At 66.7% G+C, this 26,019-nt stretch carries 19 protein-coding genes, 2 tRNA genes, 1 pseudogene and 1 riboswitch; of the genes and pseudogenes, 3 read left to right on the top strand and 19 right to left on the bottom strand.

All coding sequences use genetic code 11. The annotated features are described in order from the left end of the window. Positions 1–44: 44 nt before the first annotated feature. The 13 genes and pseudogenes from QFZ60_RS08435 to QFZ60_RS08375 form a co-directional block, all read right to left on the bottom strand. A tRNA-Ala gene (locus QFZ60_RS08435) sits at positions 45–117 on the bottom strand. Positions 118–328: 211 nt separating this feature from the next. Continuing rightward, positions 329–401 (bottom strand) — tRNA-Ala (locus QFZ60_RS08430). Between the two features lie 128 nt (positions 402–529). Continuing rightward, a complete protein-coding gene (gene rsfS, locus QFZ60_RS08425; protein WP_056336274.1) occupies positions 530–931 on the bottom strand; it encodes a ribosome silencing factor in 402 nt (133 codons plus the stop codon). A 39-nt stretch (positions 932–970) separates the two neighbouring features. After that, complete coding sequence (locus QFZ60_RS08420) at positions 971–2,359, bottom strand: hypothetical protein (RefSeq protein ID WP_307089688.1); 1,389 nt, start codon at positions 2,357–2,359, stop codon at positions 971–973. Between the two features lie 7 nt (positions 2,360–2,366). Beyond that, the gene (nadD, locus tag QFZ60_RS08415) at positions 2,367–3,038 is read right to left on the bottom strand and encodes a nicotinate-nucleotide adenylyltransferase (RefSeq protein ID WP_373427714.1); all 672 of its coding nucleotides are present in this window, start codon (positions 3,036–3,038) and stop codon (positions 2,367–2,369) included. Between the two features lies 1 nt (position 3,039). After that, complete coding sequence (locus tag QFZ60_RS08410) at positions 3,040–3,279, bottom strand: hypothetical protein (RefSeq protein WP_056336270.1); 240 nt, start codon at positions 3,277–3,279, stop codon at positions 3,040–3,042. Between the two features lie 79 nt (positions 3,280–3,358). Then, positions 3,359–4,723 (bottom strand): glutamate-5-semialdehyde dehydrogenase, encoded by a 1,365-nt coding sequence (locus tag QFZ60_RS08405; RefSeq protein ID WP_307089686.1) that lies wholly within the window; start codon positions 4,721–4,723, stop codon positions 3,359–3,361. A gap of 26 nt (positions 4,724–4,749) precedes the next feature. Then, on the bottom strand, positions 4,750–5,901 hold the full coding sequence (gene proB, locus QFZ60_RS08400; protein ID WP_307089684.1) for a glutamate 5-kinase: 1,152 nt from the start codon (positions 5,899–5,901) through the stop codon (positions 4,750–4,752). Continuing rightward, positions 5,891–7,480 (bottom strand): GTPase ObgE, encoded by a 1,590-nt coding sequence (gene obgE / locus QFZ60_RS08395; protein ID WP_142122349.1) that lies wholly within the window; start codon positions 7,478–7,480, stop codon positions 5,891–5,893. The genes proB and obgE overlap by 11 nt, the downstream gene beginning before the upstream one ends. Positions 7,481–7,597: 117 nt before the next feature. Next, positions 7,598–7,861, bottom strand: a complete 264-nt coding sequence (rpmA, locus tag QFZ60_RS08390) for a 50S ribosomal protein L27 (RefSeq protein ID WP_009372867.1) — start codon at positions 7,859–7,861, stop codon at positions 7,598–7,600. Between the two features lie 61 nt (positions 7,862–7,922). Then, positions 7,923–8,231 carry a 50S ribosomal protein L21 gene (rplU, locus tag QFZ60_RS08385; protein WP_056336264.1) on the bottom strand — a complete coding sequence of 103 codons (309 nt, stop codon included), beginning with the start codon at positions 8,229–8,231 and terminating at the stop codon, positions 7,923–7,925. Positions 8,232–8,494: 263 nt separating this feature from the next. Beyond that, positions 8,495–10,015 carry a bifunctional hydroxymethylpyrimidine kinase/phosphomethylpyrimidine kinase gene (gene thiD, locus QFZ60_RS08380; protein WP_307093260.1) on the bottom strand — a complete coding sequence of 507 codons (1,521 nt, stop codon included), beginning with the start codon at positions 10,013–10,015 and terminating at the stop codon, positions 8,495–8,497. Between the two features lie 7 nt (positions 10,016–10,022). After that, positions 10,023–10,120: riboswitch (TPP riboswitch) on the bottom strand. Between the two features lie 151 nt (positions 10,121–10,271). Next, positions 10,272–13,713: pseudogene (locus QFZ60_RS08375) on the bottom strand (Rne/Rng family ribonuclease). Positions 13,714–14,151: 438 nt separating this feature from the next. Here QFZ60_RS08375 and QFZ60_RS08370 point away from each other — a divergent pair. Then, entirely contained in the window at positions 14,152–14,820 is a 669-nt protein-coding gene (locus QFZ60_RS08370) for a vitamin K epoxide reductase family protein (protein WP_307089682.1), read from the top strand. A 72-nt stretch (positions 14,821–14,892) separates the two neighbouring features. Here QFZ60_RS08370 and ndk read toward each other — a convergent pair whose 3' ends face one another. Genes ndk through ileS form a run of 4 tightly spaced genes read right to left on the bottom strand, consistent with a single transcriptional unit; the run spans position 14,893 to position 20,513 of the window. Further along, positions 14,893–15,312 carry a nucleoside-diphosphate kinase gene (gene ndk, locus QFZ60_RS08365; protein WP_018769466.1) on the bottom strand — a complete coding sequence of 140 codons (420 nt, stop codon included), beginning with the start codon at positions 15,310–15,312 and terminating at the stop codon, positions 14,893–14,895. A 51-nt stretch (positions 15,313–15,363) separates the two neighbouring features. Next, positions 15,364–15,828: a DUF4233 domain-containing protein gene (locus tag QFZ60_RS08360; RefSeq protein ID WP_307093258.1), complete on the bottom strand. Its 465-nt coding sequence runs from the start codon at positions 15,826–15,828 to the stop codon at positions 15,364–15,366. A 2-nt stretch (positions 15,829–15,830) separates the two neighbouring features. After that, a complete protein-coding gene (locus QFZ60_RS08355; RefSeq protein ID WP_307089680.1) occupies positions 15,831–17,189 on the bottom strand; it encodes a folylpolyglutamate synthase/dihydrofolate synthase family protein in 1,359 nt (452 codons plus the stop codon). 3 nt (positions 17,190–17,192) lie between these two features. Beyond that, positions 17,193–20,513 (bottom strand): isoleucine--tRNA ligase, encoded by a 3,321-nt coding sequence (ileS, locus tag QFZ60_RS08350; protein WP_307089678.1) that lies wholly within the window; start codon positions 20,511–20,513, stop codon positions 17,193–17,195. A gap of 396 nt (positions 20,514–20,909) precedes the next feature. On the opposite strand from ileS, the gene QFZ60_RS08345 reads away from it, so the two are divergent. After that, the gene (locus tag QFZ60_RS08345) at positions 20,910–21,917 is read left to right on the top strand and encodes an endonuclease/exonuclease/phosphatase family protein (protein ID WP_307089676.1); all 1,008 of its coding nucleotides are present in this window, start codon (positions 20,910–20,912) and stop codon (positions 21,915–21,917) included. A 15-nt stretch (positions 21,918–21,932) separates the two neighbouring features. Here QFZ60_RS08345 and QFZ60_RS08340 read toward each other — a convergent pair whose 3' ends face one another. Together QFZ60_RS08340 and QFZ60_RS08335 are read right to left on the bottom strand one after the other, a co-directional pair. Continuing rightward, a complete protein-coding gene (locus QFZ60_RS08340) occupies positions 21,933–22,691 on the bottom strand; it encodes an SDR family oxidoreductase (protein ID WP_307089675.1) in 759 nt (252 codons plus the stop codon). A gap of 18 nt (positions 22,692–22,709) precedes the next feature. Then, complete coding sequence (locus QFZ60_RS08335; protein WP_307089674.1) at positions 22,710–23,090, bottom strand: DUF488 domain-containing protein; 381 nt, start codon at positions 23,088–23,090, stop codon at positions 22,710–22,712. A 72-nt stretch (positions 23,091–23,162) separates the two neighbouring features. Between QFZ60_RS08335 and valS the strand changes: the two genes are divergently transcribed. After that, entirely contained in the window at positions 23,163–25,784 is a 2,622-nt protein-coding gene (gene valS, locus QFZ60_RS08330) for a valine--tRNA ligase (RefSeq protein ID WP_307089672.1), read from the top strand. Positions 25,785–26,019: the final 235 nt, after the last annotated feature.

The following is a 26,019-nucleotide window of genomic DNA, read 5'->3' as shown; positions in this document are numbered from 1 at the left end:
AGGGAACCATCACACATGTGATGGTTCCCTTTTCGGTGTTCCGGTGGAGCTGAGGGGACTCGAACCCCTGACCCCCTGCATGCCATGCAGGTGCGCTACCAGCTGCGCCACAGCCCCGTACTTTTGTTCCTTCCGGTCTGATTGGCCGGAGCAACCTGACCAGAGTAATGCACTTTTCCGCTGGACGCCAATCGGCCGCCGTCAGCATCCGAACCGACTTCTCCGTCGCCCCGCCCGGCCATTCAGCCCCAGCCAATGGAAGGTGTACAAAACCAACCGGAAACAAAAAAGTCCGCCGGAACCATCACGGTTCCGGCGGACTTGCCGGTGGAGCTGAGGGGACTCGAACCCCTGACCCCCTGCATGCCATGCAGGTGCGCTACCAGCTGCGCCACAGCCCCGGATTGTTGCTGCTCCGAGAAGCTTTCTTCAGGGTCTCCCCCGAAGCAACTCAAATATCTTAGAACAGCAATTCCGAAAATTCCAAATCGGGAATATTCACTTTCTGCACACCGTCAGGTTGCGGCGCCTACTCGGTGTCGGCGATTGCTCCGGCTTTGGCGGATGCATCATCCCCAAGCTGCAGGTCCACCACGGGGCAGTCCTTCCAGAGCCGCTCCAGGGCGTAGAACACGCGGTCCTCCTCATGCTGGACGTGGATGACAACGTCGGCATAATCCAGCAGGACCCACCGGCCGCCGGAGCGGCCCTCGCGGCGCACCGGACGCAGGTCCTGTTTGGCGAGTTCTTCCTCGATACCGTCAACGATCGCGTTGACCTGGCGTTCGCTGGGCGCGGACGCGATGAGGAAGACGTCGGCCAGGGCCAGTCGTTCGCTCACGTCCATGGCGACGATGTCCTGCGCAATCTTGTCGGCGGCGGCCTTGGCGGCCGTACGGGCTATGGCGATGGACGATTCTGTTGCAGTCACGGGACTCCTTGTTTCGTTAAGTGTTGATGCCGGTGCGGGTCAGCGGGACATGCCGCTGACGATCAGGATGATGCCGGCAACGAGGGCCAGGATCCCGAACGCGAGGATGCAGAACTGCAGGATCCGGTTCCGCCGCGCCCTAGTGAGGCCGGCAGTCGCGGCATCCAGGGGGTCGAGGCCGTAGGCGGAGCGGGCAGGAACGCGGGGCAGGTCCTCGAAGAGATCCTCGGGGTGGTTCTCTGCTTGGTTCTCGGGAACCGATACCCGTTTGGGACGGCTGGCTGCTTTGGCCGCCGCCTCAGCACGGGCAATCACCTGGGACCGCCCTGCGGCGGTATCAGGCGCGGGCGCCTTGGGACGGGGTGCCGGTTTCCGTTTTCCCGGAACCTTGGTGCCGGGCCGCGTGGTGACCGGGACATGCGAGGTTGCCGGCGGCTTCATCACCGGACGTTCGACGCCGGGCACCTGGACGAACTCAAGGGGTGTCACCATCGCCAGGTTGTTGGCGGTGGAGGGGCCGGGTTTGTCCTTGGGTGCGGCGTCCTTGGAAGCGGCATCCTTGGGAGCCGCATCCCTGACGGGTCCTGCAGGATTGCCGGCCTGTTCGGCAAGTTTCTGCCGGGCCATGGCCCTGCGGTTGAGGACCGCGGCCCGTTCGGCCAGGGCAATCTGCTCAGCGAGGATCTCCGGATCCACGGCTTCCGGATCCATGGAGGCAATGTGCTCCATTTTGGCGATCTGGTTCCTGGCCTGCGCAGCTATCAGCGCCCGCGCTTCCAGGGCCTGTTCCACCGTCATCCCTTCCGGCACGTTTCCGGAAGCCGGCGCCGGACTTTCAGCGGTGGCTGGGGCGTCCGATGCCGCGGGCCCGTCAGTCCTGGCTGGGCCGGCTGTCTTTGCCGGGCTGTCCGTTTTTGCTGTGCCGTCCGTCTTTGCCGGGCTGTCCGTTTTTGCTGTGCCGTCTGTCTTTGCCGGCGCAGCGGCATTCCGCGCGGGCTCCGCCGCCGGTGCCGGGGCAGCAGCGGGCGGCACTATGGGGTTGGCGGCGGTCAGCGCCTGCTCTTTGAGCTGCTGCAGCCGCAGCTGCCGACGGGTGGGCGGACCACCCGCAGCAAGCTGGCCTTCCTTTTCCTCGAGCTCCTTGATGGTGCGGAGCGCGGCCCGGTCGCGGGCCCGGATCTGGGAGGACCGCTGGGTGGCGGTCTGCTCTGCCGCCGCTTGGCCTGCAGCAATGGGCCGCGCGGGCGATGCGGTGCCTGCGGAGCGGGAGTTGGCCGTCGCATCCTGCCCTGCCTGTGCGGATGCCGGACCGGCCGGCCGGTCCGCGGCAGGCGGGCGCTGCCCAGCGGCGGGCACGGTGGCCTGCTGGGCATCCCTTGCCTTCCGGAGTTCCCGGCGGCTGCGGATTGGGGGCTGTTCCTGACTCATTGTGAACTCATTCAGTACTGGCTGGTTCGCGTGCTTCGGAAGTTGGTTCATCCGCGGTTGCAGGCGGCGGGTCCGAATACAGGCCGTACTTGGCGATGTATTGGACCACCCCGTCAGGGACCAGGTACCAGACCGGGTTGTTCGCCGCCACCCGTGCCCGGCAGTCCGTCGATGAAATGGCCATGGCCGGAACTTCCAGGAGGCTGACGTCGTCGCGGCCCATGCCGTCCAGGACGTGCCCGGGGCGGGTAACGCCCACGAAGTGGGCCAGCGACCACAGTTCGTCAATGTCCTTCCAGGACAAAATCTGTGCCAGGGCGTCCGCGCCGGTGATGAAGAAAAGGTCGGCGTCGGGGCGCTGGGCCCGGAGGTCGCGGAGGGTGTCGATGGTGTAGGTGGGACCTGGACGGTCAACATCGACGCGGCTGACGGTGAAGCGCGGATTGGACGCCGTGGCGATGACGGTCATCAGGTAGCGGTGCTCGGGCTCGCTGACCTGTTTATGGGACTTTTGCCATGGCTGCCCGGTGGGGACGAAGACCACCTCGTCGAGATCAAACTCCGCCGCGACTTCGCTGGCTGCGACAAGGTGACCGTGGTGGATGGGATCGAATGTCCCGCCCATCACGCCAAGCCGCAGCCGTCCCCGGGCACCATTGCGGTGCAGGTTGTGGGAAATCTTAGTGGCCCTGCCCGCGATCGTGCTTATTGGGGTGCTGGCGGTGGGGATCGGCGTGCTCGTCAGTGGCGGCGTGCCGGTTGCCCAGGTTGTTGTAGGACCAGGCGATGAACATCAGGACCAGCAGGATGGCGAACATGGACACGCCAAAGACCCACGGTTCGGCCCACAGCGGCGCAAGCTCCTCATGGCCTGATTCACCTGCGGCGGCGACGGACGTGGCAATCTGCTGGAGCAGCATTTTCTCCCCTATGTTCAAGGCTTTACGGACAGCGGAACCTTCCGCTGCTTTCCGGGTTCTGGTCTATGTTACCGCGTCGCTACCCGCGGACCTGGCCTTCGCCCTGGACAATCCACTTGGTGGTGGTGAGCTCGGTCAGGCCCATGGGACCGCGCGCGTGCAGCTTCTGCGTGGAAATGCCCACCTCCGCGCCGAGGCCCAGTTCCCCGCCGTCGGTAAACCGCGTGGAAGCGTTGACGATCACCGCCGCGGAATCCACCTCCGCGATGAACCGTTCGGCATTGGCAAGGCTGTTGGTGAGGATGGCTTCGGTGTGCCCGGTGGACCAGGTGCGGATGTGCTGGACGGCTCCATCGAGGCTGTCCACCATGGCCACGGCGAGGTCCAGGTCCATGTATTCGGTTCCCCAGTCCACGTCCGTGGCCGGCTGGGTCTCGATCCCGGGCAGCGCGGCGCTGATCCGTTCATCGACGTGCAGGCGGACGCCGGCGGCGCGCAGGGCGGCGGCGACGGAGGGCAGGACCGTTGAGCCCGAGTGGACCAGCAGCGTCTCCACGGTGTTGCAGACACTGGGGCGCTGGGTCTTGGCGTTGAGCAGGATCTCCACGGCCATGTTTTCGTCAGCGGACTCGTCGATGAAGATGTGGACGTTCCCCTCCCCCGTCTCGATGACGGGGACTGCCGAGTTGGTGACCACGGTCTGGATCAGGTCCCGGCCGCCGCGGGGAATCAGCACGTCCACCCGGCCACGGGCCTTCATCAGAACGTTGGCGCCGGCGCGGCCGAACTGGTCCACGGTCTGGACGGCATCGGCGGGCAGGCCAACGGATTCGAGCGCTTCGCGGAGCACCCGCACCAGGACCTGGTTGGTGGCCTCGGCAGCACTGCCGCCGCGCAGGATCACGGCGTTGCCGCTCTTGAGCGCCAGCCCCGCGATGTCCACCGTGACGTTGGGCCTTGCCTCGTAGATGGCTGCCACAACGCCCATGGGCACGTTGACCTGGCGGAGGCGGAGCCCATTGGGAAGGGTCTGGCCGCGGACTACGTTGCCCACGGGGTCCGGGAGGCTGGCCAGGTTTTCAAGGGCGGCCACCAGCCCGGAAATGCGTGTTTCGGTAAGGGTGAGGCGGTCCAGGAGCGCCTTGGAGGTGCCGTTGGCCTTGCCCTTGTCCACATCCATGGCGTTGGCCGTGAGGATGGCCTGGGCATTCTCCTGCAGGGCTGCTCCGACGGCACGGAGCGCACGGTCCTTCCAGGCCCGGTTGGCGGTGGCCATCCGGCGGGCGGCGTGGCGGGACCGGTCAGCAATGGCGTGGACTGCCGCTTCAACTTCTGCGGCGGAAAGCGGCGCCCCAGCTGATCCCGGTTCTGCCGCGGGACCCGGCTGCGTCTGTGCAGCAGTGGTTCCGGTGGTGTCAGCAGCATGGATCAGGGCTTCAGTCATGATCCAAGTTTAGGCGAGCCCTGGACTCAGACCAGCACCAGGTCGTCAACATGAACAACTTCGCGGTCGTAGCCGCTTCCCATTTCCTCGCCCAGCTCCCGCGTGGAACGCCCCAGCATGCGGGGCAGCTCGTCCGAGGAGTAGTTCACCAGGCCGCGGGCCACAACGGTGCCGTCGGCCCCTGCCAGCTCCACTGCGTCGCCCGCTTCAAAGTCCCCATGGACGGCAGAAATGCCGGCCGGCAGCAGGGAGGTGCGGTGGTGCCGTACGGCGCGCACCGCCCCTTCGTCCAGGACAAGGCGGCCCTGCACGGAGGCAACGTGGGCCAGCCACAGGAGGCGGACGGGCTTGCGGGAACCGTTGACGGAGAACCACGTGCCCACGTCCTCGCCGTTCAGGGCCGCGGCGGCGTTGGCCGTGGAGGTCACCAGCGCGTGGATGCCGGAACCGGCCGCCATGCTGGCAGCTTCCACTTTGGTCATCATTCCCCCGGTGCCCACGCCGGCCTTGCCGGCTTTGCCGATGGACACCCCTTCGAGGTCGTGCGCGCCGGTGACCAGGGGGATGCGCCGGGCACCCTGGGCGGGCGGCCCGTCATACAGGGAGTCGACGTCGGACAGCAGCACCAGTGCATCCGCGCGCACCAGGTGGGCCACCAGTGCCGCAAGCCGGTCGTTGTCACCAAAGCGGATTTCGTGGGTGGCCACGGTGTCGTTCTCGTTGACGACGGGGACCACGCCCAGGTTCAGCAGCCGGTCCATGGCGCGGAGGGCGTTGGTGTGCTGGCTGCGGCGCATCAGGTCCTCGGCCGTGAGCAGGACCTGGCTGACGGTGACGCCGTGAGCACCGAAGGCCTGCGTGTAGCGGGCCATCAGCAGTCCCTGGCCCACGCTGGCTGCCGCCTGCTGGGTGGCAAGATCGCGGGGCCTCTTGGCCAACCCCAACGGGGCCAGTCCGGCGGCGATGGCGCCGGAGGACACCAGGATGATTTCGGCGCCCGCGTTCCGTTTGGCTGCCAGCGCGTCGGCCAGGGCGGTCAGGGATTCCTCCGAAATGCCGCCCTTGATACTGGTGAGCGAGGAGGACCCCACCTTCACGACGATCCGGCGGGCACCCGCCAGGGCGCTTCTGTCGGAGGCGCGTTCAGCGGGTTCCGCGGCCATGCCCCTAGAGGTCATCGTCCGCTTCCAGTCCGCTCTCCTTCACGGGGTGGGCGGCGCGGCGGCCGCTGACAGATTCGGTCCAGATGCCGGCTTTCCGTTCCGCCTCGAGCTCGGCACGGGCGGCTGCCTTGGCATCCCGGCGCTCCTGCTGCTCTTCACGCTTCTGGCTGCGGGTGGGGCGGTCACCGATATCAGCGAACCGGACGTCCGTGCCACGCGGCGACGCCAGGAGTTCCGCCCCTGCCATCATGGTGGGCTCCCAGTCGAAGACCACGCCGTCGTCCTCGCCGATGACCACGGTGTCGCCCGGCTTGGCGCCCTGCTTGAACAGTTCGGTTTCCACGCCGAGCTTGGCCAGCCGGTCTGCCAGGTAGCCGATGGCTTCCTCGTTGGTGAAATCGGTCTGCTTGACCCAGCGCTCCGGCTTTTCGCCCAGGACGCGGAACAGCGGCTCCAGGTTCTTTTCCTCGCGGCGGATCTTGAAGCCGGTTTCGTTGACGGCGCGCGGACGCAGTACCGCGGGCTGGACCTTGGGCGGGGCGGCGGCCACGGCGTCGCGGGCGGCCTTGACGATTTCCGCCATGGCGAAGCCCAGCTGGCGCAGGCCCTCATGGCTGGTGGCGGACACCTCGAAGACGCGGTAGCCGCGTGATTCGAGTTCCGGGCGCACGAATTCGGCCATGTCCTTGCCGTCGGGAAGGTCCACCTTGTTCAGGGCGACCAGCCGCGGCCGGTGGTTCAGGGGCACCACTTCGCCGTCCTGGCCCGCGTAGCTCATGTCCACGGCGTACTTTTCCAGTTCGCCCTCGATGATGGCGAGGTCGGACAGCGGGTCGCGCTCGGACTCCAGGGTGCCGCAGTCGAGCACGTGGACCAGCGCTGCGCAACGTTCCACGTGCCGCAGGAAATGGTGGCCCAGGCCGCGTCCCTCACTGGCGCCTTCGATGAGGCCGGGAACGTCGGCGATGGTGAACCGCACGTCGCCGGCCTGCACCACGCCGAGGTTGGGAATCAGGGTGGTGAACGGGTAGTCGGCGATCTTGGGCCGGGCCGCGGACATCGCGGCGATGAGGCTGGACTTGCCGGCGGACGGGAAGCCCACCAGGGCGATGTCGGCGATGGACTTCAGCTCGAGGATGACGTCCCGGGATTCGCCTTCGATGCCCAGCAGCGCGAAGCCGGGCGCGCGGCGCTTCTGCGAGGAGAGGGCAGCATTGCCCAGGCCGCCAATGCCACCGGCAGCGGCCACAAACTCCGCCCCTTCGCCCACGAGGTCGGCCAGTACGGTGCCGTCCTTGGACTTGACCACTGTGCCGTCCGGAACGGGGAGGATGAGGGTTTCGCCGTTCTTGCCGCCGCGCCAGTCGCCCATGCCCGGGCCGCCGTTGCTGGCGTGCCGGTGCGGTGCGTGGTGGTAGTCGAGGAGGGTGGTGGTCTGGTGGTCCACGCGAAGGATGACGTCGCCGCCGTTGCCGCCGTCGCCGCCGTCGGGACCGCCCAGGGGCTTGAACTTCTCCCGGTGGACGGAGACGCACCCGTTGCCGCCGTTACCGCCGGATACGTGCAGTACTACCCGGTCTACAAAGCTGGCCACGTGGATCTCCTCAGAAGCTGTTTACCTGGCGCCCCGGGGCGCCACATCGATTGTAATGCGGTTAAAAGAACAGTGGAGCGGGCCCTCAGGCCCGCTCCACCGCTTCAGAACTTGGTGTTACTCTGCAGCTGCAGCAGCAACGATGTTGACCACGCGACGACCGCGGCGGGTACCGAATTCAACGGCGCCCGGGGTCAGTGCGAACAGGGTGTCGTCCCCGCCGCGGCCGACGCCGGCGCCCGGGTGGAAGTGGGTGCCGCGCTGGCGGACGATGATTTCGCCTGCGGAAACAACCTGGCCGCCGAAGCGCTTGACGCCGAGGTACTGAGCGTTGGAATCGCGACCGTTGCGAGTGGAGCTCGCGCCCTTTTTATGTGCCATCTGAAATGCCTGCCTCTAAATTCTGGGGAATCTGTTGAAATGCCTGAACACTAACCGGAGGTTAGCTGATGCCGGTGATCTTGACCTTGGTCAGTTCCTGGCGGTGACCCTGGCGCTTCTTGTAGCCGGTCTTGTTCTTGAACTTCTGGATGACAATCTTAGGACCACGCAGGTCCTGGAGGATTTCAGCCGTAACAGTTACCTTGGCCAGGTCGGCGGCGGCGGAGGTGACCTTGTCACCATCAACCAGGAGCAGTGCGGGCAGCTCAATGGTGCTGCCGGCTCCACCGGCGACGCGGTTCAGGGTAACGAAGTCTCCAACGGAAACCTTCTCTTGGCGGCCGCCTGCGCGGACAATCGCGTACACCACTTGGGAACTCACTTCTCTCGACGTTTATAACTAAATTTGCGTGCGGAACCGACTATCAAAAGCCTGGTTTCTCGCTGTGCCTCAACGCCGTGGGGTCATAACCCAAGTGTTGGCGTAAGCACCGAAGATCTAGATTACGCTAATTTTGTCTCCGGCCGCAAATGAGGCTGGTTCCCGGCGGGTTGCTGTGATAGGCACCACAGCTCAGGTCCGGCGTCCGCACCCTGCCCCACCATAGTACCGGCACAGCTGCCGGGCACGGGTCAGGAGTGCAGGCGCGGCGCGTCGAAGAAGTCCACTTCGAGCCGGCAGGACTGCTTGAACGCCGTCACCATCGCGGCCTTCTCCTGGTCTGAAGCCTGCCGTCCGGCCGCATCCACGATTGCGATGGCCTGGCGGGTCGCTTCGGCAAAGCCTTCATCCGCGTAGGTGCGGAGCCAGTCCGCGTAAGCGTGCCCGTCCGGTTCCCCTGACGCCAGGAACCGGGCGTGCAGCGTGGCGCCGACCTCGGCGTAGAGCCAGAAGCAGGGCAGGACGGCGGCGGCGAGGACCGCATAACTGCCCGACGACGACGCTGCGGTCAGGTGGTCCACATAGGACTTGGTGACCGGGCCCAGGCCGTTCGGGGCCGGGCGGGTGCTGAGCCACGAGCGGTGAAGTTCGGTTTCCACTTCAAGGCACTGCTGTGCGGACCGTGCCCAGAACAGCTGCTGGGCCTCCGAAGGGGCCAGGGCGCTGGCCCGTGCCAGCACGCGGGAGTAGCCGTTCAGGTAGAGGGCATCCTGCGCCAGGTAATAGGCAAAGTCCTTTTCGGAAAGATCGCCAGAGGCCAGTCCGTCGATGAAGTCCAGCGCGTAGATGTCGTCGAGGTCCTGGCGGGCTTCGGTCCACAGCCGGGCCGCGAAGCTGCCTTCCGCCGGGACGGGCCGCACGTGGTGGAAGTGGTGCACGGGTCCGTTCCCCTGGCCCACCTCCAGCTGGCCGGAGTTCTCGAGTGCGCCGGCCAGCCAGGGCTTGACGGTCCGCAGCGAGGCCTCCCAGTCACCCAGGCGGGCCTGGACGGTTGCCATGGCGGAGGACAGGGAACATCCGGTGCCGTGGCTGTTGCGCGTGGAAATGCGCTTCCCCTGCACTTCCACCACCTCCTGGACGAGGAGGCCCGCGGTGTTCACCAGCGCGTCCGGGCAGTCCAGGCCTGCGAGGTGGCCGCCTTTAACCAGTACGGTGGCTCCGGTGGCCTCGGCCAGGCGCCTGCCTTGGTCCAGCGCGGCCTCCCAGTTTTGGGCCGGCTCCGTGCCGAGCAGCAGCGCGAGCTCGGGCAGGTTGGGGGTGAGGAGGTGGGCAAGCGGCAGCAGTTCCCGGAGCGCGGCTTCGGCGGTTTCCTGCAGCAGCCGGTCCCCGCTGGTGGCCACCATCACGGGGTCAAGGACAACGACGGCGGGACGGACCATTCCGAGCCACTCGCGGACAGTCCGGATCACCGATTCGTCACCCAGCATGCCGATCTTGACGGCATCAATGCTGATGTCCGCGCTGACCGCGTCCAGCTGCTGGGCCAGGAACGCGGCCGGAGGGACGTGGACGGCCTGCACGCCGCGGGTGTTCTGCGCCGTGAGGGCGGTAATCGCCGCCATGCCGTATCCGCCGTGGGCGGCGATGCTTTTGAGGTCCGCCTGGATCCCGGCTCCCCCGGATGGATCGGAACCGGCGATGGAGAGGACGCGCGGGACGTCGCGGCCCGCGGGAACCCCAGAGGGAACGCCGGGCGCGGTTGGCAGGGGCATGGAAAGGGTCGAAGACAAGAGACATCCCTTCGCCGGTACTAGCCGGACAGGTTCAACGGGTCTGGATCTCAGCCGGCCTTCTGCGCGGCACCCCGTGTCGCTGTCCAGCGTAGCTGCTGGTGCCGACGCGGCGGAAAGGTGACAGCACCTGCCCATGCAGGAAGTCCCCGCACTGTGGTCCATTCCCCCCGAGATTCGGAGGGGAATAGTCCACATGGCGGGGACTTCCTTGGTGGTGCGTTGGTTTTGTCCTGGCTTAGAGCTCCGAGGCGGGGACTCCGACGCCGAGGATGATGGGTTCCGCTGCCGGCTTGGCAGCTTCAGCCTCGGCGGCGTCCTGTGCCTTGGCGGTGTCGGGGGCCTTGGCTGCGTGCGAATGCCCGGCACCCGTGGACTGGACGTTCTCGTGGTGCTGGACAGCTGTCTCGTTGGCTGCGCCCTGGGCACGGCTGGCAGCGCGGTGGCGCCGCGGCCTGCGTTGCCGGGTCTGCTCCAGGGTGTGGTCGGAGTAGTCCTTTTCCGCGGGCGCTTCCACGTTGGCGTGGGTTGCCGCTCCCCCGCCGGCCTGCTGTTGGGGCACTGCCGGTTCGGCTGCCTTCACGGCCTCTGCGGCTTTGGCCGGCGCATCCTCCATGGGTGACGCCGGCTGGCCGAGGTGGGCGAACGCTTCCGCCAGCCGGTCCAAGGTGAGGGCGGGCTTGGGGTGCTGCTCCTCGGCGTGCTCCACGAACGGTAGCGGGACTTCCTCGCCGCCGAAGGTCAGGACAGCTGCGGGGCGTGCGGGGGAATCGGCGTCGTGCTTCTCCTCTGCGGGAACCGGCGCAGGCTCGGCCTGCGGCGCCTGCCGGGTTGCTGCCACCTCATCGTCATGCAGGTGCGCCGCGTGGGCGGCAGCCGCAATGTTCGCCAGGGCAAGCCGGGTGGCCTCTGCCTTGGCGTGCCGCTCAGCATCCGCCGTGTCCGGCACGACGGTGTGGACGTGCACTGCAGGCGCCGGGACAGCCTCGGGCTGCTGGCCGCCGCGTCCGCGCCGCCGTTTGCGCTCGGGACGGACTCCGGGCTGGCCGGCATCGGGCCGCTGTGCGTCGGCGCGGTGGGCTTCCCCGCGGGCTTCGGGGCGGTTGTCCGCGCGCTGGACGTGGTGCTCGGCCGCCACGATGTTGGCACGGCGATGCTCCACGGGATCGTCATGGGTCACTACCCCGCGGCCCGCGCACGCCTCGCACTGCTCGCCGAAGACTTCCAGCAGGCCCGTGCCCATCCGCTTGCGGGTCATCTGGACCAGGCCCAGCGACGTGACCTCGGCAACCTGGTGCTTGGTCCGGTCGCGGCCCAGGCATTCCACCAGGCGGCGCAGGACCAGGTCGCGGTTGGATTCGAGCACCATGTCGATGAAGTCGATCACGATGATGCCGCCAATGTCGCGCAGCCGCAGCTGGCGCACCACTTCCTCGGCAGCTTCCAGGTTGTTCTTGGTGACGGTTTCCTCGAGGTTGCCGCCGCTGCCGGTGAACTTGCCGGTGTTGACGTCCACCACGGTCATGGCCTCGGTGCGGTCGATCACCAGGGAGCCGCCGGAGGGCAGGAAGACCTTGCGCTCAAGGGCCTTGTGGATCTGCTCGTCAATGCGCCAGGCGGAGAAAATGTCCTGGTCCTTGGTCCACTTCTCCAGGCGTCCCACCAGGTCCGGTGCCACGTAGGTGACGTAGGCCTCGATGGTGTCCCAGGCTTCCTCACCGGACACGATGAGCTTGGAGAAGTCCTCGTTGAAGACGTCGCGGACCACCTTGATGGTCAGGTCGGGTTCGCCGTAGAGCAGTTCGGGCGCCAGGATCTTGGTGGACGCGGACTGGCTTTCGATACCTTCCCACTGGGCGCGCAGCCGGTTGATGTCGTGCGTCAGCTCTTCCTCGGATGCGCCTTCCGCGGCGGTGCGGACAATGACGCCGGCATGCTCGGGCAGGCGGTCCTTGAGGATGCGCTTGAGGCGGTTGCGTTCGACGTCGGGCAGCTTGCGGGAGATGCCGGTCATCGAGCCGCCGGGCACGTACACCAGGTAACGGCCGGGAAGGGAGATCTGGCTGGTGAGCCGGGCGCCCTTGTGGCCCACGGGGTCCTTGGTCACCTGGACCAGGACGGTGTCGCCGGACTTCAGCGCGTTCTCGATCCGGCGCTGCTTGCCCTCGAGGTTCACCGCTTCCCAGTTCACTTCACCGGCATACAGCACGGCGTTGCGGCCGCGTCCGATGTCAACGAACGCCGCTTCCATGGACGGCAGCACGTTCTGGACCTTGCCCAGGTACACGTTGCCGATCAGCGAGTCCTGCTGGGTCTTGGACACGAAGTGCTCGGCCAGGACACCGTCCTCGAGGACGGCGATCTGGATCCTGTCGTCGCGCTGGCGGACGATCATTTGCCGGTCAACGGATTCGCGGCGGGCCAGGAACTCGGCCTCGGTGATCACCGTGCGGCGGCGGCCCGTGTCGCGGGACTCGCGGCGGCGCTGCTTCTTGGCCTCGAGGCGGGTGGAGCCCTTCACGCTGGTGACGCGGTTGTTGACGGGCGCTTCAGTGACGGCACGGGGCGCACGGACCCTCGTCACCGTGTTGGGCGGGTCATCATCCCCGCCGCCGGTGAGTTCAAGGTCCTGGTCTCCGCGGCGGCGGCGGCGACGGCGGCGGGACGTCACACCGTCCTCCAGCTGCGTGGCGCTGTCCTCGTCGGCGTCGTCCTCGGCGTCAACCTCGGCGCTGCCGCCCTCGCTGTCCTGGTCGGCAGTGTCGCCGATGCGGCTGCGGCCCCTGCGGCCCCGGCTGCGGCGCCGGCGGCGGCCGGAGGCATCGTCGCCGTCTTCGGCTTCTTCCTCTTCAGGCTCCTCGACGGCGGGCGCTGCGGGACGGACCACGGTGCTGAGGTCCGGTGCCTGGAAGAGCACGGACGTGGGCGATGCAGGTTCCAGGAAGAGGGAACCAAAGGGGCTGGCAGCCGCGGCGGGCGCAGACTCTCCCGTGTCCCCGGCCGGGGTTTCCTGGGCAGGCTCCTGAATGACGGAAGCCTCCGGGGCCGCGATGTCCGGTGCCGCGGCGGGCTCCTGGGCCTGCCCGGCGGCGGCAACAGCTTCCTGCCCGGCGACCTGTCCCTGCACCGCAACGTCTTCCTGTGCAGCCTCTTCCGGCGCAGCAACCTGGGCGGCGGCTTCCGGAGCCACTGATTCTGCACCCGCGGCGTCCGCTGCCCCGGATTCCGCTGCAGTCGCGGCGGCCGGGGACGCAGCCTTTCGGGTGGCTACCCGACGGCGGCGAACGGGCCTGGTTTCGGCGTCTGCCGTGGCGGTAGTGGCAGGGACTGCGGCAGGGCTTTCACCGGCTGTGGCCGGTTCCGCTGCCGTAGTGTCGGGGGCCGCAGCATCGGCGGGTGCCGCCGCTGCCGGTTCATCAGCGAAGGCGGGCAGGGGTTCGGCGGTGTCCGGCTTCCTGCGGGCACGTGTGCGGCGCACCTGGCGCCTTGGCCGCTTCCTCCACAGGCAAGTCGCCGCTTGCTTCGGGGACAGCGGGCTCCGGCGCCGTGGCCACCGCATCCGTCACGGCGTCGTCGGTCTTGGGAGCCGCTTTGCGGCGGGTGCGTACGGCCCTCTTGGGTGCAGCAGCCCCGGCAGCCGCTGCATCTTCGTTAACGGCCAGTTCCTGATCATTGTCCATATGTGGCAACACTCCTGCCCCTGACGTACCGCCACATCCGGCACCCATTGGGGCACATATTGTCAAAACCCGCAGGCGTTGACAGAAGTCAAGTGGATACTCCCAGGTTCGCACCGTCAGTGGGGTGCGGCAGCCCGTGGGAGCCGGCGGATGTTCTGAAAACCCGTTGTTCTGCGTGCCACAACCAGGTGCCGCCCAATGGAGTGGCGGGAGTGCCGGAAGAATCCGAAGCCTGCCCTGCCCATCATTGGCGGTCTTGGGAACATACCACCGGACCGGAGTCCGAATGTGGATCGGCTTCCAGCCACGTTCATTCTCTCACATCCGGGCCGGATCGCCGCGGAAGCAGGGGTTGCTGATCCTGTTGCTGTGTGGTGGCTCCAGCCTGCGGCGTTACAATCAGGCACAGGAGCACCGGACGAAAAGGACGCCACACCCATGCCCAGCACCTCCCCCGTCAGCGCCCATGAGCAGGAACGGGCCACGGATCCGCAGACTACTGCTGCCGCAGGCGTTCCACGGATGGCCCGGAACCGGCCCTTCGGCTGGCTCCTGGTCATCACCGGAATCGTGGGCTGGCTGGCCTCCGGAACCCTGGTCCTGGAAAAGCTCGAGGTACTCAAGGACCCCAACCACACCACAGTGTGCGACGTAAACCCCTGGATCTCCTGCGGCCAGGTCATGCAGACGTGGCAGAGTTCCCTGTTCGGTTTCCCCAACATGTTCATCGGCATCGTGGCCTTCGCCATCACCATCACCGTGGGCATGGCCTTGCTGTCAGGCGCCACCTTCGCCCGGTGGTACTGGGTGGGGCTACAGGTGGGCGTCACGCTCGGCTTTGCGTTCGTGGTCTGGCTGTGGTCGCAGGCGCTGTATTCCATCCACATCCTGTGCCCGTTCTGCATGATCGTCTGGGCGGCCATGATTCCGCTCTTCGTGTGGACCACCATCAGGAACATCAGCGCAGGCGTAATTCCCATGCCCGCGGGGGCCGCCCGGGTCCTGGGTGATTCCGGCTGGATCATCACGGCGCTGCTGTACGTGGCCGTCGTCGCCACCATCTTCTTCGCGTTCATCCAGGTCTTTGCGGGAACCTCCGGCTTCTAGAGCGCACCGCCAAATGACAGATAAGGCCAATGTTCGCGAAGAACATTGGCCTTATCTGTCATTTCGGTGGGGTCAGCCCTGGAACCAGATCTTGATCTCACGCTCGGCGGAGTCGGTGGAATCGGAGCCGTGCACCAGGTTCTGCTGAACCTTCAGGCCCCAGTCCCGGCCGAAGTCGCCGCGGATGGTGCCCGGGGCCGCCGTCGTGGGGTCCGTGGTACCGGCCAGCGAGCGGAAGCCTTCGATGACGCGGTGGCCTTCGAAGATGGCCGCCACCACGGGTCCGCTGAGCATGAACTCGACCAGCGGCTCGTAGAACGGCTTGCCCACGTGCTCCTCGTAGTGCTGTTCCAGCAGCTCACGGGTGGCGTCCACCTTCTTCAGCTCAACAAGGCTGTAGCCCTTGGCTTCGATCCGGGCCAGGATGGCGCCGGTCAGGTTACGGGCGACGCCGTCGGGCTTGATCAGGACGAGGGTGCGCTCTGTAGTCACAACTGCTCCAATGCGTTGGTGGGGTTTCGGGATAAGTCTAAGGGGATGGGGTTACGGTGACTGCGGCTGGGCGGGACCAGCGGCACCATCCGGATGGGCGGCTTCCCATTCTGCCTGTTCGCGGGCGCGCTGCGCGGCCTCCCGGTCCAGCCGGATGCCGGTCCGGATTCCGTACCACCACGCCACCGCGAAGAGCGCCCCCACCAGGAACATAGCGGGCTCGAAGATGCCGGTGAGGATCAGGACCAGTTGCAGGATCCATCCCAGGCCGATCCCCCAGGGCCTGTTGAGGACTGCACAGGCGAAGATCATGACCACGCTGAGGGCAATGCCCACGCCCAGGATCAGGGCCGGCGGAAACTCTCCGCGGCGCAAACCAAACACCACCAGGGTGGCAAAGAACATCACGAACGCTTCCAGGAGCAGCACGGTGGAGGCGAACATCACCTTGGTGGACCGGCGCTTCTTTGGCATGCCGGGGCGCCACTCGCGCTGTGCTTTGGTCAGTCTGGCCACGGTCACGCCTCCGTTTTTCCGAGCAGGATCCGCGCCTCTGCCACCAGGGTGATGGAACCCGTGACCAGCACGCCGCCGGAAAGGTCATCGTTGGCTTCGGCCCGTTCCACCGCCCATTCGAGCGCATCGTCCAGCTTTTCGGCGACGTGCACGTTGTCCTCACCGAATCCCAGGTCGATCGCCAGTTCGGCAAGCTCCGCAGCCGGAACCGCCCGCGGAGAGTTGGACTGGGTGAAGCAGTACTCCACCGCCATGTCCCCCAGCGATTCCCTGATTTCGCGCAGGATCTCCTCGGCGTCCTTCTCCTTGAGGACGCCAACCACCGGAACCAGCCTGGTGAAGGTGAATGCTTCCTGCAGTGCGGCGGCGGAGGCCTTGATGCCGTCGGGATTGTGGGCGGCGTCCACGATGATGGTGGGTGCGGTCCGGACCACCTCCAGGCGGCCGGGCGACGTTACCTCCGCGAAGCCTTCCTGCAGCACTTCGAGGTCGAGTTCCTTTTCACCGCCGAAGAACGCCTCCAAAGCGGCCACCGCCACGGCAGCGTTTTGTGCCTGGTGGGCACCGTGCAGCGGCACCAGGAGGTCCGGGTAGCGGCCGGCGATGCCCTGGATGGTCACCATCTGCCCGCCGACAGCAACGGTCCGCGACTCGACGCCGAACTCCACGCCCTCGAAGCGGAACGGAACGCCCACTTCCTTGGCCTTTTCCAGCAGCACCTGGGCTGCGTCGAGGGGCTGGGCAGCGCTGATGAGGTAGCCGCCGGGCTTGATGATGCCGGCCTTTTCGTGGGCGATGTCCTCCGTGGTGTCGCCCAGGAGGTCGGTGTGGTCAAGCGAGATCGGCGTGACTACCGATACCTGTCCGTCGCCAACGTTGGTGGCGTCGGTGATGCCGCCCAGGCCCACCTCGATGATGGCCACGTTGACTGGCTGGTCAGCGAAGATGGCGAAGCCCAGGATGGTGAGGCACTCGAAGTAGGTCAGGCGCGGCTGCCCCTCGGCTTCGAGCTCGGAATCCACGATCTGCAGGTAGGGCCTGATCTCGTCCCAGATTCTGACAAATGTCTCGTCGGATACCGGATGGCCGTCAATGCTGATCCGCTCGGTGACCTTGGACAGGTGCGGGCTGGTGTAGCGTCCGGTGCTCAGGCCGTGGGCGCGGAGGACCGATTCGATCATCCGGGACGTGGACGTCTTGCCGTTGGTTCCGGTCACGTGGATGATCGGGAACGCCTTGTTGGGCTCACCCAGCACGTCCATGGCGCGGAACAGCGGCGCCAGGCGGGGCTCCATCTTGTTTTCCGGCGCCCGTCCCAGCAGTTCGGCGTAGACGCTCTCTACAGAGAATTCGTCAGTCATGTCCTAGGCCTCCACTTTTTCAACCGCGACGGCGGGTTCAGCCACAATGCCCGGCTGGGCAGCCAGGTCAACCGTCAACGTCTCACCCTTGACCAGTTCGGCGTTGGCCAGCAGGGCATCCACGACGTTTTGCGGTGCGGTGACCGTGGTGCGGATCCGGTCGCTGACGTTGAGCCCGGCGTCCTTGCGGGCCTGCTGGATGGCGCGGACCATGTCGCGGGCCAGCCCTTCGGCCTCAAGTTCGGGGGTGACTTCCGTGTTCAGGACGACGAACCCGCCGCCAGGCAGCACCGCAACAGCGGCCGAAGCACCCTCGGACTCGGCCACCACTGTCTCCAGCGTGTACTCCTGGGGTTCCAGCTGAAGCCCTCCGGAGGTGACCACGCCGTCGTCGTTCACGGACCAGTCCCCTGACTTGGCCCCCTTGATGGCAACCTGGACGTTCTTGCCCAGGCGCGGCCCGGCAGCGCGGGCATTGACCACCAGCTTCTGCTGGATCCCGAACTCCTCCGGGGAAGCGGTGGCGGCGTCCAGCAGGCGGACGGAACGGAGGTTCAGTTCATCGGCGACGACGGCGGCGAACCCCTGCAGGGCGTCCGCGCCGGGTGCCACGACCGTCAGCTCCTGCAGCGGCAGCCGGACCCGCAGGTTGGCTGCCTTGCGGAGCGACGAGCCCGTGGAGCAGATCTGCTGGACCCGGTCCATGGCTTCCACCAGGGACGGGTTCGCGGGGAAGAGGTCCGCGTCCGGCCAGTCGGCAAGGTGCACGGACCGGCCGCCGGTCAGGCCGCGCCAGATTTCCTCGGAAACCAGCGGCAGCAGCGATGCCGCCGCACGGGTGACGGTCTCCAGCGCGGTGAACAGCGCGTCGAAGGCGTCCTGGTCCTCGTCGAAGAACCGCTGGCGGCTGCGGCGGACGTACCAGTTGGTGAGCATGTCCAGGTAGCTGCGCAGGGAGTCGCAGGCGCCGGAAATGTCATACGTGTCCAGCTGCGCCGTCATGTTGCGGACCAGGTCGCCGGTGTTGGCCAGCAGGTACTGGTCCAGGGTGTCCCGGTAGCCCTCGTAGCGGAGCTTGGCGTCGTAGCCGGCGCCACCGTTCGCGGCGTTCGTGTACAGGCTGAAGAAGCTGTACACGTTCCAGAGCGGCAGGATGACCTGGCGCACGCCGTCGCGGATGCCCTGCTCGGTGACGATCAGGTTGCCGCCCCGGAGGATGGGGCTGGACATGAGGAACCAGCGCATGGCGTCGGAGCCGTCGCGGTCCAGGACCTCGGAGACGTCCGGGTAGTTGCGGAGGCTCTTGGACATCTTCTGGCCGTCGGACCCCAGCACGATTCCATGGCTGATGACGTTCCGGAACGCGGGCCGGTCAAACAGCGCGGTGGACAGGATGTGCAGCATGTAGAACCAGCCGCGGGTCTGGCCGATGTACTCCACGATGAAGTCCGCCGGGTTGTGGGTGTTGAACCAGGCCTCGTTTTCGAACGGGTAGTGCACCTGGCCGTAGGGCATGGAGCCGGAGTCGAACCAGACGTCCAGGACATCCTCCACGCGGCGCATGACGGACTGGCCCTCTTCGGGGGTGCGGGGGTCATCCGGGTTGGGCCGGGTGAGTTCGTCGATGAACGGGCGGTGGAGGTCCACTTCGCCGTCCTTGTTCAGGGGGAGCCGGCCAAAGTCCGCCTCGATCTCGGCCAGGGAGCCGTAAACGTCGGTGCGCGGGTATTCGGGATCCGTGGACTGCCATACCGGGATGGGGCTGCCCCAGAAACGGTTGCGGCTGATGGACCAGTCGCGGGCGTTCTCCAGCCACTTGCCGAACTGGCCGTCCTTGACGTTGCCGGGGATCCAGTTGATCTCCTGGTTCAGTTCGGACATCCGGTCCTTGAACTTGGTGACCTCCACATACCAGGAGGACACCGCACGGTAGATCAGCGGGTTGCGGCAGCGCCAGCAGTGCGGGTAGCTGTGCTCGTAGCTGGCCTGCCGGACCAGCCGTCCCTGGGCGCGGAGCACCTGGGTGATGGGCTTGTTGGCCTCGAAGACCTGCAGGCCCACGATGTCGTGGAGGTCGCCGTGCTTGAACAACGGCAGGAATTTGGCGCCTTCGTCCACGGAGAGCACCACCGGGATGCCTGCCTCCTCGCAGACTTTCTGGTCGTCTTCGCCGTAGGCCGGCGCCTGGTGCACGATGCCGGTGCCATCGGTGGTGGTGACGTAGTCGGCCACCACGAAACGCCAGGCGTTCTCCATGCCGTATTTTTCGTTGTCGGCAAAGTCGTCCCACAGCCGCTGGTATTCAAGCCCTTCCAGTTCGGCGCCGGTGTGGGTGGAGACCACCGCGGCTTCCGCGTCTTCGAAGCTCCCGTATCCGAGGTCCTTGGCATAGGCGCCCAGGAGGTCGGCTGCGAGCAGGAAACTGCCGGTGACCGGGGCGTCGGCAGAGGCGGCCTTGATGCCGTTGGGGCCGGCGGGCAGCACGGCATAGGTGATGGAAGGCCCGACGGCGAGCGCGGCGTTGGTGGGCAGCGTCCAGGGGGTGGTGGTCCAGGCGAGCGCCTGCACGCCGGCAAGCTGCCTGGACAGTTCCGACTCCCCGGCAAGGATGGGGAACGTGACGGTGACGGTCTGGTCCTGGCGGTTCTTGTAGACGTCGTCGTCCATGCGCAGCTCATGGTTGGACAGCGGGGTCTCGTCCTTCCAGCAGTACGGCAGCACCCGGTAGCCGTTGTACGTCAGGCCCTTGTCGTGCAGCTGCTTGAATGCCCAGAGGACCGACTCCATGTACTCGACGTTGAGAGTCTTGTAGTCGTTGTCGAAGTCCACCCAGCGGGCCTGCCGGGTGACATAGCTGCGCCACTCATCGGCGTACTTCATCACCGAGGCGCGGCAGGCGTCATTGAACTTGTCGATGCCCATGGCCTCGATCTGGGTCTTGTCCGTCATGCCCAGCTGCTTCATGGCCTCCAGTTCGGCAGGCAGGCCGTGGGTGTCCCAGCCGAAGCGGCGTTCCACCCGCTTGCCGCGCTGCGTCTGGTAGCGGCCCACCAAGTCCTTGGCGTAACCGGTGAGCAGGTGGCCGTAGTGCGGCAGGCCGTTGGCGAAGGGAGGTCCGTCGTAAAAGACGAATTCGTTGCTGCCGGGCTCCCCGCCGGGCACGTCGGCGCTGCGCTGGTCGATGCTGGCCTGGAAGGTGCCGTCCTGGTCCCAGTACTTCAGGATGCGCTCTTCGATCTCCGGAAACTTCACGGAGGCGGAAACGCCGGCGCTGCTGCCGTTCGAAGAGGTGCTGGAGGCTGAGGCCTTGGGGTAAAACGTCATATTCGACATCCTGGGTTGAGCGTGGGTGAACTCCCGGCAGGGCCGGACGTTCCGTTCAGGATGCGAGGACGGCTGCCGTGCCGTCCGAAGACTGCACTTTGACCGCGGTACCACCTCACTTACCGGCGCTGCGGGTTCCCTGGGGAACGGCCGCTGGCCCCGGCCTCTCATTACTGCTGTGACGGGCTTACCCGTCCGGTTCTACTGGCACCCACCGCCCTGCATGGCGCGGCCGCGCGTTCTTCCGGAAGCTCACCGGTGATTGCCGGGTCATAGCCACTCCAGAGTCTACTATCGCCGCGGCGTACAGTGCCATTCCTGAGATGGTGGGCGTCCCCAGCGATCCGGGCTGGTCCGGGGCTGACGCCGCAAGGCCGCATTACCTAGACTCGCGTCATGACAGCTTCCGGACGTCCCCGCGGCCGACGGCGTGCGGCGACAGTGTGCAGGTGGCTGTTCATTCCTGTTGCCCTGCCGGTGGCGGCGGTGTCAACGGTCCGGGCGGTCCCTGCCGACTGGCCTGTGCTGGGGGTCCAGCTGGTGGCCTTCACGCCGTGGCTCGCGGTGCCCGCCGCCGCTGCCCTGCTCCTGGCCTTCGCGGGGCGGAGCCGCTGGCAGCAGATCCTGGCCGCAGTCCTGGCGGGCTGCCAGGCATTCTGGCTTTTCCCGCTGGACATCCGGGAACCTGCCGCCGAGGCCGCCGGCACGTCCGCCTCCCTGGTTGCCATGAGCATCAATGCGGAGCTGGGCGGCGCGGACGCAGGCGACATCGTGGCGCTGGTCCGTGAACTGCAGGTGGACCTGCTGGCGGTTGAGGAGTACACGCCTGGCCTGGCGCGAAAACTCACGGCGGCGGGACTGGACGGACTGCTCCCCCACCGCGTTGCCCTTGCCAGGGAGCGGGCCGGCGGCTCCGCCATCTACTCCTCATACAAGCTGACAGCCAGCGGAGTACTCCCGGATACCCGGTTCGCCATGCCGGTGGCGCGCCTTGACCTCGGCGACGGCGGCGGCAGCAGCCTGCGTGTGGTGGCCGTCCATGCCCTGGCCCCGGTGGAGGACGGCCTCGATCAATGGCGCAGCGACCTGTCCGCAGTGGCCAGGTCAGACAACGGATCCGGCCCGCTCTTGCTGGCGGGCGACTTCAACGCCACCTATGACCATCAGGAATTCCGCGGGCTGTTGTCCGGACAGGGCGGCACCCGGCCCCTGGTGGACGTGGCGGCTGCGGCGGGCCGCAGGCTGGTGCCTACCTGGCCGATGCGCGGCTACCGGCTGCCGGGCATAGCGCTGGACCACCTGGTCACCAGCCCGGACATCAGCGCTTCCGGCTACTCCGTCCACCGGATTGGCCGGACAGACCATGCCGCAGTGGCGGCCACGCTGAACGTCCGGGTCCCCTAGCACGTCCTTGGCGGCTCAGCCTTTCCGGATCAGCTTGTGATTGGCGGCCTGCGCCACCGGCCGGATGACGATCTGGTCCAGGTTGACGTGGTGCGGAACCGTGACGGCGTAGCGGACCACGTCGGCAACGTCCTCTGCGGTCAGCGGCTTCTCAACGCCCTGGTAGACCTTGTCCGCCGCCTGCGCATCCCCCAGGCGGTTCAGGGCGAATTCCTCGGTCTGCACCAGGCCCGGCGCCACCTCGATGACGCGGACGTTGTTCTCCACCTCTTCAAGCCGGAGCGCGTTGGTCATGGCGTGCTGGGCGAACTTCGCGGCGTTGTAGCCGCCGCCGCCCTCGTAGGCGTCCAGCCCGGCGGTGGAGGTGAGGTTCAGTACGGTTCCTTCGCCGGTGGCCCGCAGCATGGGCAGGAAGGCGCGGGTGAGCTTCATGGTGCCCAGGACGTTGACCTGGTACATCCATTCCCAATCGGCCGTACTGGCGTCACCAATCCTGTCGGCGCCGCGGGCACCGCCGGCGATGTTGATGAGCGTATCGATGCCGCCGGCGCCGGTGACCTGCGCCAGAAGCCGGGACACGTCGTCGTCCTCTGAAATGTCAGCAGGAAGCGCGACGGCGCCCGTTTCGGTTTCGAGGGACGCGAGGCGTTCGGCGCGGCGGGCCACGGCGAAGACCGTCCACCCGTCGGCGCGCAGCGCACGTACCGCCGCTTCACCGATCCCGCTGCTCGCGCCGGTCACAAGTGCTGCCTTTTTCTGCAAGTCCTTCGTCATGGCACCACCCTAACGGGATCAGCCGGCACGACGTCCCTGGAGGTAATCAAGCAGGACAAGCGCGTGGTTCGCGACGGTGTTGCGGGCAGCGTAGAGCAGGGTGACCCTGGGGTGTCCGGCGCCCAGTTCCAGCAGCGTCTCCACCGCGGGATTTGAATCCAGTTCCTGCCGGTAGCGTTCGCTGAATTCGGCGAACCGTTCGGGGCGGTGGTTGAAGTCCTTGCGCAGCCCGGCGGACGGGGCAACGTCCTTGAGCCAGAGGTCGATGGCCGCATCCTGCCTGGGCATCCCCCGCGGCCAGAGCCGGTCCACCAGCACCCGGCAGCCGTCGTCGTCCGCCGGTGGATCGTAGATGCGCTTGATACCGAAAGTGCCGTGCCGTTGGACCATACGCCGCATGCTACCCGCCTTCACATCCGGCCGGGCGGGACGGGTTGGGTGGGATGGAAGCAGGCATGAAAGAATTGCCCAATGGCTGAAGACACGCAGGGTACAGACACGCCCACCACCGCCCCCATCAACGTTCCGGACAAGCCGGCCCTCGAAGGCCTCGAAACGGCGCTCACCCAGCGCTGGCTGGCCGAGGGAACCTACAAGTTCAACCCCGACACCACGCGGGAGCAGGTCTACTCGATCGACACTCCCCCGCCCACCGCGTCGGGATCCCTGCATGTGGGCCACATGTTCTCCTTCACCCAGACTGACGTCCAGGCGCGCTACATGCGCATGACCGGCAAGAACGTCTTCTACCCCATGGGCTGGGATGACAACGGCCTTCCCACCGAACGCCGCGTCCAGAACTACTACGGCGTCCGCTGCGACCCCGCCATTCCCTACAACGCCGACTACCAGCCGCCCGCGCAGCCGGCCAAGAACCAGCGCGATTTCGACGTCGTGTCACGGCAGAACTTCATCGAGCTGTGCGAGGAACTCGCTGTTGAGGACGAGAAGGTCTTCGAAAACCTGTTCCAGACCCTGGGACTCTCCGTCGACTGGGACCTGACCTACCGCACCATCGACGACACCTCCCGGGCTGTGTCCCAGCGCGCCTTCCTGGCCAACCTGGCCGCCGGCGACGCCTACATGGCCGAAGCGCCCACGCTGTGGGACGTCACGTTCCGCACGGCGGTGGCCCAGGCTGAGCTTGAGGACCGCGAGGTTCCCGGCGCCTACTACCGGTACCCCTTCTTCACGGAGGACGGGGACAAGGTCTTCATCGAGACCACACGCCCCGAACTGCTGGCTGCCTGCGCCGCACTCGTGGCAAACCCCGACGACGAGCGGTACCAGCCGTTGTTCGGCAAGACCGTGAAGTCCCCGCTGTTCGACGTTGAACTTGAGGTCAAGGCCCACCCGCTGGCCAAGGCGGACAAGGGCTCCGGCATCGCCATGGTCTGCACCTTCGGCGACCTGACGGACGTCACCTGGTGGCGTGAACTCCAGCTTCCCACCCGCGCCATCATGGGCCGGGACGGCCGCATCATTGCCGAGACCCCCGAGTGGATCACCAGCGAGGCGGGCAAGGAAGCGTACGCCGCGATCGCCGGCAAGACCGCCTTCTCCGCCAAGGAAGCCGTGGTGGAACTGCTCAAGGAAGCCGACCTGCTGGACGGGGAGCCCAAGAAGATCACCCACCCGGTGAACTTCTTCGAGAAGGGCGACAAGCCCCTGGAAGTGGTCACCTCCCGCCAGTGGTACATCCGCAACGGCGGCCGCGACGAGGACCGCCGCGAACGCCTGATCGGCCGGGGCATGGAAATCGACTTCCACCCGTCCTTCATGCGCTCCCGCTACGAGAACTGGATCGCCGGCCTGAACGGTGACTGGTTGGTCTCCCGCCAGCGGTTCTTCGGCGTGCCTATCCCCGTCTGGTACCCGCTCGACGCACAGGGCAACCCGGACTACGACAATCCCATCCTGCCCTCGGACGCGATGCTTCCCGTGGACCCGGCTGCGGACGCCGCCCCCGGCTTCGAGGAGGCACAGCGCGACCAGCCCAACGGCTTCACGGGCGACGCCGACGTCCTGGACACGTGGGCCACGTCCTCGCTGACCCCGCAAATCGTGGGCGGCTGGAGCCGTGACGAGGACCTGTTCGCCAAGGTCTACCCGTTCGACCTCCGCCCCCAGGGCCACGACATCATCCGGACCTGGCTCTTCTCCTCAGTGGTGCGCGCCGATGCCCTGCAGGACTGCGCACCGTGGAAGCATGCGGCCATCTCCGGCTGGATCCTGGACCCGGACCGCAAAAAGATGTCCAAGTCCAAGGGCAACGTGGTGGTCCCCACCGATGTGCTCAACGAGTATGGCTCGGACGCGGTCCGCTACTGGGCTGCCTCGGCACGGCTTGGCGCCGATACCGCCTACGAGATCGCGCAGATGAAGATCGGCCGCCGCCTGGCCATCAAGCTGCTCAATGCTTCCAAGTTCGTGCTGAACCTCGGCGCCACCGAGAACTCGGTGCTTGGCAATGATCTCTCTGCCTTGACCAATCCCTTGGACCGGGCGCTGCTGGCCCAGCTGGCCGACGTCGTCACGCAGTCCACCAAGGCGTTCGACAACTACGACTACGCCCGCGCCCTGCAGCTCACCGAGACGTTCTTCTGGCAGTTCACGGACGACTACGTGGAGCTGATCAAGGACCGGGCCTACGGAGCGGCCGGCGAAGCCGAACAGGCATCCGTGCTGGCTGCCCTGGCCACCACCCTGGACACCTTGCTGCGGCTCTTCGCGCCGTTCCTGCCCTTCGCCACCGAAGAGGTCTGGAGCTGGTGGCGCAACGGGTCGGTGCACCGGGCCGCCTGGCCGGCTGCGCTGGAGATCCCCGGCGGGGACACCACCATGCTGGCCACCGTGGGCGTAGCCCTGAGCGGTGTCCGCAAGGCCAAGTCCGAGGCGAAGGTCAAGCAGCGCACGGAGGTCCTGTCTGCAACCATCACCGCCCCGGAGGCCCTGACTGCCCAGCTGCAGGCGGGACTGGCTGATTTGAAGGCTGCGTCCAACGCACGGGAGATCACGTTGGTGGTGGGTGACGGCGACCTCGCAGTGACCGACGTCGCCCTCGCTCCCAGCGACGAACCTGCCAAGGCCTGACGACCGTCCGGATCCAGCCAAGGCCCATTTCCGGGCAAAGGGGAAGCCCCATCAGCGTTTTGCCGTTGGTGGGGCTTCGACTTTCGGCCATCTTGTGACGTTATCTCGATGGTCTGGCAAGATCCTCTGAACTCCAGGTCTTGCTACACCGTCACTGGTAGCTTGCATTCAACTTTGCCGATGGCTGCGTCAAATTACATATCACTGGATCTTTGGTTCCTGCGTCCCGCTTCTT

The sequence above is a fragment of the Arthrobacter sp. B2I5 genome (assembly GCF_030816735.1).
Taxonomy (GTDB): Bacteria; Actinomycetota; Actinomycetes; order Actinomycetales; family Micrococcaceae; genus Arthrobacter.
Note: the sequence above shows the minus strand (reverse complement) of the source record. Positions and strands in the feature narration are given on the sequence as shown.

Excerpts from the sequence above, each read along its gene's own strand:
- QFZ60_RS08355 (WP_307089680.1), bottom strand. The coding sequence starts at position 17,189 with ATGACTGACGAATTCTCTGTAGAGAGCGTCTACGCCGAACTGCTGGGA.
- rpmA (WP_009372867.1), bottom strand. The coding sequence starts at position 7,861 with ATGGCACATAAAAAGGGCGCGAGCTCCACTCGCAACGGTCGCGATTCC.
- thiD (WP_307093260.1), bottom strand. The coding sequence starts at position 10,015 with ATGCCCCTGCCAACCGCGCCCGGCGTTCCCTCTGGGGTTCCCGCGGGC.
- QFZ60_RS08420 (WP_307089688.1), bottom strand. The coding sequence starts at position 2,359 with ATGAGTCAGGAACAGCCCCCAATCCGCAGCCGCCGGGAACTCCGGAAG.
- proB (WP_307089684.1), bottom strand. The coding sequence starts at position 5,901 with ATGACCTCTAGGGGCATGGCCGCGGAACCCGCTGAACGCGCCTCCGAC.
- QFZ60_RS08410 (WP_056336270.1), bottom strand. The coding sequence starts at position 3,279 with ATGCTGCTCCAGCAGATTGCCACGTCCGTCGCCGCCGCAGGTGAATCA.
- QFZ60_RS08370 (WP_307089682.1), top strand. The coding sequence starts at position 14,152 with ATGCCCAGCACCTCCCCCGTCAGCGCCCATGAGCAGGAACGGGCCACG.
- QFZ60_RS08345 (WP_307089676.1), top strand. The coding sequence starts at position 20,910 with ATGACAGCTTCCGGACGTCCCCGCGGCCGACGGCGTGCGGCGACAGTG.
- QFZ60_RS08335 (WP_307089674.1), bottom strand. The coding sequence starts at position 23,090 with ATGCGGCGTATGGTCCAACGGCACGGCACTTTCGGTATCAAGCGCATC.
- QFZ60_RS08340 (WP_307089675.1), bottom strand. The coding sequence starts at position 22,691 with ATGACGAAGGACTTGCAGAAAAAGGCAGCACTTGTGACCGGCGCGAGC.
- valS (WP_307089672.1), top strand. The coding sequence starts at position 23,163 with ATGGCTGAAGACACGCAGGGTACAGACACGCCCACCACCGCCCCCATC.
- QFZ60_RS08405 (WP_307089686.1), bottom strand. The coding sequence starts at position 4,723 with ATGACTGAAGCCCTGATCCATGCTGCTGACACCACCGGAACCACTGCT.
- ileS (WP_307089678.1), bottom strand. The coding sequence starts at position 20,513 with ATGACGTTTTACCCCAAGGCCTCAGCCTCCAGCACCTCTTCGAACGGC.